The organism is Micromonospora sp. LOL_013 (assembly GCF_048060315.1).
Lineage (GTDB): Bacteria > Actinomycetota > Actinomycetes > Mycobacteriales > Micromonosporaceae > Micromonospora_E.
In genome coordinates this window covers 71313-78681 of the sequence record NZ_JBHMIQ010000033.1, presented here as the reverse complement: position 1 = coordinate 78681, position 7369 = coordinate 71313, and the positions used below count along the sequence as shown (strand labels likewise).

The following is a 7369-nucleotide window of genomic DNA, read 5'->3' as shown; positions in this document are numbered from 1 at the left end:
GGCTCAAGCGCAACCGTGCCGTCGCTACCCGCTACGACAAACTCGCCGTCCGGTACGAGGCAACCGTGCAGGTCGCGGCGATCAACGAGTGGCTGTGACCGACTTTGATAGACGGGCGCTCAAATCTCCTTACGCCAGTACACGCCGCACTGGTCGATGGTGGTCAGATCCGGCTCCGGCGTACCGGAGGCCTTCAGATAGTCGTGTACGGCCTGCCGACACTCGTCCAGGAAGTGATAGTCATCCACGACGACGTACCCGCCGGGCGAGACCCGGGGAAACAGGTGTTCCAGGGTCAGGTAGGTAGAGTCGTAGAGATCGTTGTCCACTCGCAGGATCGCCAGTTGCTGCACCGCTGCCGTTGGCAGCGTGTCGGCGAGCCATCCGGGTAGCAGGTTGACCTGCTCGTCAAGCAGGTCGTACCGGCGGAAGTTCTCCCGTACGTCGTCGGCCGAACCGCCCCGGAGGAACAGCGCCTTCATCGTCTCGACGGCCTGCCGGCGGCCCTCGCCGGCCTCGCCGGCCAGCTCCGGGTACACGTCCCGCAGCTGGTACCGGGCCTCGGCGGGCGGCTCCGGGAATCCCTGGAACGAGTCTGCCAGCCACACCCGGCGGTCCGTGACCCCGTACGCCTTGAGCACGCCACGCACGAAGATCATGGCACCGCCGCGGCCGACGCCGGCCTCCAGGAAATCCCCGGGTACGCCATCGCGCAGCACTCGCTCGGTGAGCTCGCGCAGATTGTCGAGCCGGGCGAAGCCCACCATCGTGTGCGCCTGGCTCGGGCAGTCGAGCCCTTCGACGCGGGCCTCGAGCCCGAACGGTACCTGCGGCGCCCACGGCGGAGAGATCGGCGGGTCCTGGTAGATCACGTTCGTCACGCAACGCTTGAGTAGGTCCAGGTAGAGCTGGACTGGGCTGTGGTGGCCCGTCCCAGGTGGCGGGAGGTCTGTCACGGTCGTTGATCCTCTCTCGGCGTGTGGACGGGCCGGGTCAGCCGGCGCGGCGTAGACCGTTCGGCGCGGTCCAGTGCTCGCCCTCGGTCTTGATGAACCAGTCGACTGTTTCGGCCAGGCCGTCGGACAGCTCCCGCAGGGTGCCGGGATCGATGCCGATCCTGCGCAGCGTCTGCGCGTCAGCTCTGACCGGCACTCGCGGATCCTCACCCGGTCGCATCGGCAGATCGACGATGGGGACCCGGCTGAAGCCCTGTTCGGCGGCCAGGCCGATCGCGATCTCGGCCAGCTGGCGGATGGTGGCCGACCGGACGGGGCCCACTTCGACCACGTCAACGACCCGTCCGGCCGCCACCGTCTCCAGGGCGGAGACCAGGGCGCGGGCGACGTCGCCGACCCACACCATGTCCGACACCTGGTGCCCGCCGCCGTACAACTCGACAGGCATGCCGGACAGTGCCCGGCACACGACAGCCGGGGTGATCTTCCGGACCTTGCTCGACCCGAACGGTGCGGCCGCGAGCTGGCGCGGCCCGTACGCGTTGACGACCCGTACGCTGCTGACCCGGGTCGCGCGTTCGACGCTGTACATCCGGACGAACCGTTCGATGGTCGTCTTGGTGATCGAGTACGAGTTGTTCATGGTGTGGTTGCCCACACATATGTAGACGCCGGGCAGGTCGTACTGAGTGATCGCATCGAGGAAGTTCAGGCCGCCGAAGATGTTTATCTCGGCTGCGGGGCGCGGATTGCCGATCGTCTCCTGCGTACCGAGAACGGCGGCCAAGTGGATGACGGCGTCGCAGTGGGCAGCCAACTCGAGCATTGCGGTGGCGTCTCGGACGTCACCGAGCATCAGCTCCCACGGCGGTGCCGACCCTCGGCGTTGGCGGTCGAAGGCCACAGGTTCGTGGCCCCGCTGCGCCAGTTCCTCGCAGACGTACGTGCCGATGAATCCACAGGCTCCGGTCACTCCGACCTTCATGGCGGTCCTTTCAGAGTCCGGCTGATACTCACAACCGATACGGTCAAGTCACCGGGCCGCAGCCGCGACATGCGATCGCAGGTCGGCGGCCATACGATCCAGCGGGGGCAGAGCCCGCATCTGGCGGCGCAGGTTCGCAGCACGGGTCCGGTAGCCGGGGTCGCGCAGAGCAGTGGCCACCGCCACGCGGAGCGCCGCCGAGGTGGCGGTGTCGGCGTCCAACTCCAGGGCCAGCCCGAGCTGAGAAAGGCGAGCGGCGCTGGCGGGGTGGTCGCCGAACAACGGCAGGGTCACCATCGGTACGCCGGAGTCAATAGCCTCCCGGACACCATTGAACCCGCCGTGGGTGATGAAGAGATCGCACAGAGACAGGAGTCGGCGCTGCGGGACGAACGACTCAAGCCGTACGTTGGCCGCCCGTGCTCCGTCCCATCCGTCCGGATCCTGATCCGATCCGATCGCCACCACGGCTCGCACCGGAAGCTGTCCCAGCGCCTCGACGGCGGCATTGAGCAAGTCGACGGCCCGAGGGTCAAAGCGTGGCGCGTTCATCCCCAGGCTCATCAGCACGAGGGGCCCCTCGCCTTCGGGCAGGGAGACGCCGGCGGCGGCAGCCTGGTCGTCCTGCTCGTCCGCCACGGACGGGCGGTAGTAGGAGGCACCGGGCCAGCGCAACTCGGCCGGGTAGAAGTCGGCTGGGACCAGCCCCACCCGGAACGGTCGTACCGGGTGCCAGGGATCGTCGGTCGCCGGCAGATCGACCTCGGCGCGCAGCCGATTGAGCTCGTCGAGAGCGCCGGGCCGGGCACCCGGCGACAGCGGGGCGATATCCACTGTGGCGTAGGGCACCGCGAGAGACTCGGCAGCCAGGTAGCCGCCAAGTTCGGTGCACTCCCGAAGTACGCAGTTGGGTCGCCACTCCCCGAGCAGTTCGATGATCTCTGTCGCCTGCCGACCGGTAAACGGGGTGATGAAGGGATGGGCGGGCGCCCGCGACGTCCTGCCCCCGGCCAGGCGCGGGACCACTGGCGCCGAAGCCTGCCCGGTGGCGCCCACTGCGGCTCGGGCGCTGAGCAGTTCGTCTATCGTCCGCATGCTCGACACGGTCAGCGCGCGGAATCCCGCCGCTTCGATCAGGTCGGTGACGCCAGGGCCGGACACGACGGCCACCTCGTAACCAGCACGCCGGGCGACGCGGGCCGCAGACAGGGCACCAACCAGGTGGCTCGGATTCGGGTGAGTGGTGACGGCAACACGCATGTCAGAAACCCACTATCTGGGGTGCGGATGCCCCTCCGTCGGCATAAAGCTTGGAGTAGACCGCTCGCAGACCGGCGTTGTACCGCTGCCAGTCGCCGAATGTCATGGTGACGCTGGCAGCGGCATACCGGCCAAGTCGGACGGCGGTCCTGGCCTCGATGCCCGCGCTGGCGGCCACCGCATCCGACACATCCTCGGCCGTCAGGCCAGCCGGATCCCAGGTGGCGTAAAACTTTCCCTTGGTGAAGGCCAATGGAGTCAGTGCGCCGCTCAGGTACTGCTCCCACAGCGCCATCGCCACGCCTGGAATATGGGCACTCGACCAGTCGTCGACCACCACGACCCCGGCGGGACCGAGTACCCGGCGGGCGGTCTCCATGTCGGCGCGGGCTACCTCGTAGGTGTGCCCTCCGTCGATGTGCACGAACCGGCACGAACGTGCCGCTACGACCTCTCTAAGTTCTTCGGACGACCCGACGTGCACGCGCGGCAACCGATCATGGAACCGTAGGTAGTTCTTTTCGAAGTCCGCCTGGTGCAGGCCAGGGTAAAACGTCGCGTTTTCCCGCGCGTTCCCGTCACTCACCAGGGCTTCGGAGTCGAAGATGTCGCAGACCGTGAGCGATTCACCTGATTTAGGAAAGAATCCCAGGAGAATCGCGCTCTTTCCTTTGTAGGCGCCAATTTCCAGGATATCGCCACGAAACCCGCGCCCGATCTGCAGATCGTTGATAACACTCATCAGGTGGGCATCCGTGGGATAGAGCCACCCCTCCACGTCGTCCCGGCCAGGGTCGCCTACGACGCTGAGATAGTCGGCCAGCCTCATGTCAGCCCTCGGTTCCTCTCACAACGGATTCCGGGCATTACGCCGGACGTCGTTCGCAACTCTCCGTTGACGGTCGGCAGAGAAGCTGGGAACAGTTCGGCGTGCGGGCGAGCCTATGATCGCACTCGGATCTATGTCAACCAGCGTCTATTTCTTTAGCCGTAGTCGAGCACGATTCAAGCGCCTCTTGAGCGAGACTGTGTCGAGCAGCGGACCGCAGCATCGTGGACGGCCCGCTGTGTGGTCTGGATCCAGTCGGCATGGAGTCGGTCGGGGAGGACCGCTACAGCTTGCCCCCGGTCGCCGGCGGTCATCGCCGTGGCTGCTGTCACCTGAATCATGATTCCCTCGGCGCGAGGCAACCGGCGGATGGAACACCCGGTGCGCTGACCGCCACCGTTGGAAGTATGAACATGTCCGTCGCTCTGCTCCGGCTCGCCGACCCCGGAGGTCCGGCAGACCGGACGTCCACTGGTCAGGCCAGCGGAACGCCGCCGGCCTGACCGATGTCAGTGGCCGACCCTGAGCTGCCCGGCGAGGGTGCCGTGGATTCGGGCGCTGGGCTGGTTCAGCTCGATGATCTCAGCGGTCTTGCCGCGACTGGCGTACTTGGTGGTGATGGCGTCGAGCGCGGCCACCGACGAGGCGTCCCAGATGTGCGCGTGCGTCATGTCGATGATCACCCGGTCCGGGTCGCCGGCGTAGTCGAACTGGTAGACGAGGTCGTTGCTGGAGGCGAAGAAGAGTTCGCCGTGCACCGAGTAGATCCGGGTGGTGCCGTCGGGGTCGAGCACGCTCGTGACCTCCACCATGTGTGCGACCCGGCGGGCGAAGATCACCATGGCGGTCAGGACACCGATGATCACGCCGATCGCGAGGTTGTGGGTGATCAGCACTGCGGCGACGGTGGAAACCATCACCGCGAGTTCCCCCCACGGCATCCGCTTCAGGGTGGCGGGGGCGACGCTGTGCCAGTCGAACGTCGACACCGCGACAATGATCATTACGGCGACCAGGGCGGCCATCGGGATCCGGGCGACGACGTCGCCCAGGGAGACGACCAGGACCAGCAGGAACACCCCGGCCAGGAAGGTCGACAGCCGGGTCCGGGCACCGGCCACCTTGACGTTGATCATCGTCTGGCCGATCATCGCGCAGCCACCCATGCCGCCGAAGAAGCCGGTGACGATGTTCGCCACGCCCTGCCCCCACGACTCGCGGGTCTTGTTCGAGTGGGTGTCGGTGATGTCGTCGACCAGCTTGGCGGTCATCAACGACTCCATCAACCCGACCAGCGCGACCCCGACCGCGTACGGGGCGATCACCTGCAGGGTCGCCCAGGTGTACGGGATCTGCGGCAGGACGAACATCGGCAGGCTGTCCGGCAGAGCGCCCTGGTCACCGACGGTCGGCACAGCGAAGCCGGCGACGACCGTGACGACGGTCAGCACGACGATCGCGACCAGCGGCGCCGGCACCGCCTTCGTCAGCCGGGGCAGCCCGACAATGATCACCAGCGCGACGGCGACCATCGGATAGACCAGCCACGGCACCCCGATCAGGTAGGGCACCTGCGCTGCGAAGATCAGGATCGCCAGGGCGTTGACGAAGCCGACCATTACGCTGCGCGGGACGAACCGCATCAGTCGGGCGACGCCGAGCACGGCGAGCAGCACCTGCAGCACCCCGCCGAGGATCACCGCCGCCAGCAGATAGCCGAGCCCGTGGTCGCGGGCTAACGGGGCGACGATCAACGCGATCGCGCCGGTCGCCGCGGAGATCATCGCCGGCCGGCCACCGCAGACCGCGATGGTCACCGCCATGGTGAACGACGCGAACAACCCGACCCGTGGGTCGACCCCGGCGAGGATGGAGAACGAGATCGCCTCCGGGATCAACGCGAGCGCGACCACCAGGCCAGCGAGGACCTCGGTACGGAACACCTTCGGGGACAACCACGACGGGCGGGACAGACGCGGCCGGAACGCCGCAGGGGAGAACGCAGACATACAGCCTTTTCCGATCAGGGCGCGCGGCCGCGCGCAGGGTCTCGTGTCGGGATTCGCGGACCAGCACCGATCCCGGTGGTCATGGCGACACGATCCGTCACGATCACGATGCCCCGAGAAGATGACCTGGTTGTTTCCTGGCGTCGTCGCCTCGGAAATCATCCCTCGCCGCGCCGGTCGACCAGCACGGGCAGCAGGGTGAATCTACCGTCGCGGACGGGTAGGGATGGACGCGGAGTGGCAATCGTCACCATTGCCGGATGGTGGCGCGGCGGCGGGGCCAGGACGCCGACCCCCACCAGTGGCGTGATTCGTATCGCGACTGTACACGGCCAGTCGGCACGTTGAAGTTCCATTTAGGTCGAATGGGATGGCGCCGCACTCCGGATCCGCTTACCTGACTTTTCCCTCTTTTGGGCATGCACCGGCCGGTGTATGGTCATGTCGGTCTCTCCCCCGGGGCCTGGTGCGACGGGCGGCGCACACCCGGATGTGACTCGTCCCCACGCGCAGATCGACGCATGCCTGACCGCGCCATCAGGAGGCACCCCACGATGCAACTGTCAAAGATGCCTGAGGGGTGCCGCCTTTGTTGAGCGGCAACCTCGTCACGTTCATCGGCGTGGCGGCCGCGATGGTCGTCCTGCCGGGAGCGGACTTCACCATGGTGGTACGCAACGCACTCGACAGCCGCAAACTGGGGCTGGCCACCGCCGGCGGCATCATCAGTGGACTGCTCCTGCACTCGTCACTGGCTGCACTCGGAATCGCGGCGCTGATGATTGCCTCAGCGACCGCCTACCGGGCGATCCAGTTCGTCGGCATGGGCTATCTCTGCTATCTGGGCATCCGGCTGCTCTGCAGTCGACCGAGAACGGACCCGCCGTCCGGCCGGGCGGTCCACGGCGAAAATGACGTACGCCGTCATCGTCGGATCCAAGGTAGCGGCGTCTGGCGGGCGTACCGGCAAGGCCTGGTGACCGATGTGACGAATCCCAAGGTGTTCGTGTTCTTCGCCAGCCTGATTCCGCAGTTCGTTCCTACCGGGGTGCCGGTCGGGCCGCCTACCGCCATGTTGGCTCTGCTGATCGTGCTACTGGCGATGATCTGGTATCCGATACTGGCGGTAACGGTCGACCGGGCCGGCGGCTTCCTCCGGCGACCGGTGGCCGCCCGCACGCTCAACGTACTGACCGGACTCACGCTGCTCGGGCTGAGCCTGCACCTCGCCACCGAACTGACGTTGCTGCTCGACGGCCCGGAGCCTCCCGCGCGCCTGGGATCGAGGTAGTCGGGCTGGAACGCGGTTCGCCGAAACCACCGAAGTTCA

General features: G+C 66.9%; 6 protein-coding genes and 1 pseudogene. 2 read left to right on the top strand and 5 right to left on the bottom strand.

The features are described from left to right. Nucleotides 1–98, top strand: a pseudogene (locus ACFHWS_RS21275) (IS5/IS1182 family transposase); the annotation flags it as partial. A gap of 21 nt (nt 99–119) precedes the next feature. On the opposite strand, the gene ACFHWS_RS21270 reads toward ACFHWS_RS21275, so the two are convergent. From ACFHWS_RS21270 to ACFHWS_RS21250, 5 genes are all read right to left on the bottom strand, one after another. Then, a complete protein-coding gene (locus ACFHWS_RS21270) occupies nt 120–881 on the bottom strand; it encodes a TylF/MycF/NovP-related O-methyltransferase (protein WP_416568878.1) in 762 nt (253 codons plus the stop codon). 112 nt (nt 882–993) lie between these two features. Further along, nucleotides 994–1941 (bottom strand): NAD-dependent epimerase/dehydratase family protein, encoded by a 948-nt coding sequence (locus ACFHWS_RS21265; protein ID WP_416568877.1) that lies wholly within the window; start codon nt 1939–1941, stop codon nt 994–996. A 48-nt stretch (nt 1942–1989) separates the two neighbouring features. Continuing rightward, nucleotides 1990–3102, bottom strand: a complete 1113-nt coding sequence (locus ACFHWS_RS21260) for a glycosyltransferase (protein WP_416568876.1) — start codon at nt 3100–3102, stop codon at nt 1990–1992. 100 nt (nt 3103–3202) lie between these two features. Then, nucleotides 3203–4030, bottom strand: coding sequence for a class I SAM-dependent methyltransferase (locus ACFHWS_RS21255; protein WP_416568875.1), 828 nt, complete (start codon nt 4028–4030; stop codon nt 3203–3205). Nucleotides 4031–4539: 509 nt separating this feature from the next. After that, complete coding sequence (locus tag ACFHWS_RS21250; RefSeq protein ID WP_416568874.1) at nt 4540–6039, bottom strand: SulP family inorganic anion transporter; 1500 nt, start codon at nt 6037–6039, stop codon at nt 4540–4542. A gap of 592 nt (nt 6040–6631) precedes the next feature. Here ACFHWS_RS21250 and ACFHWS_RS21245 point away from each other — a divergent pair. After that, entirely contained in the window at nt 6632–7330 is a 699-nt protein-coding gene (locus ACFHWS_RS21245) for a LysE family translocator (protein ID WP_416556659.1), read from the top strand. Nucleotides 7331–7369 lie beyond the last annotated feature (39 nt).

What these genes read in the sequence shown, in the direction of transcription:
- ACFHWS_RS21265 (WP_416568877.1), bottom strand. Translation starts at nt 1,941, where the DNA reads ATGAAGGTCGGAGTGACCGGAGCCTGTGGATTCATCGGCACGTACGTC.
- ACFHWS_RS21255 (WP_416568875.1), bottom strand. Translation starts at nt 4,030, where the DNA reads ATGAGGCTGGCCGACTATCTCAGCGTCGTAGGCGACCCTGGCCGGGAC.
- ACFHWS_RS21250 (WP_416568874.1), bottom strand. Translation starts at nt 6,039, where the DNA reads ATGTCTGCGTTCTCCCCTGCGGCGTTCCGGCCGCGTCTGTCCCGCCCG.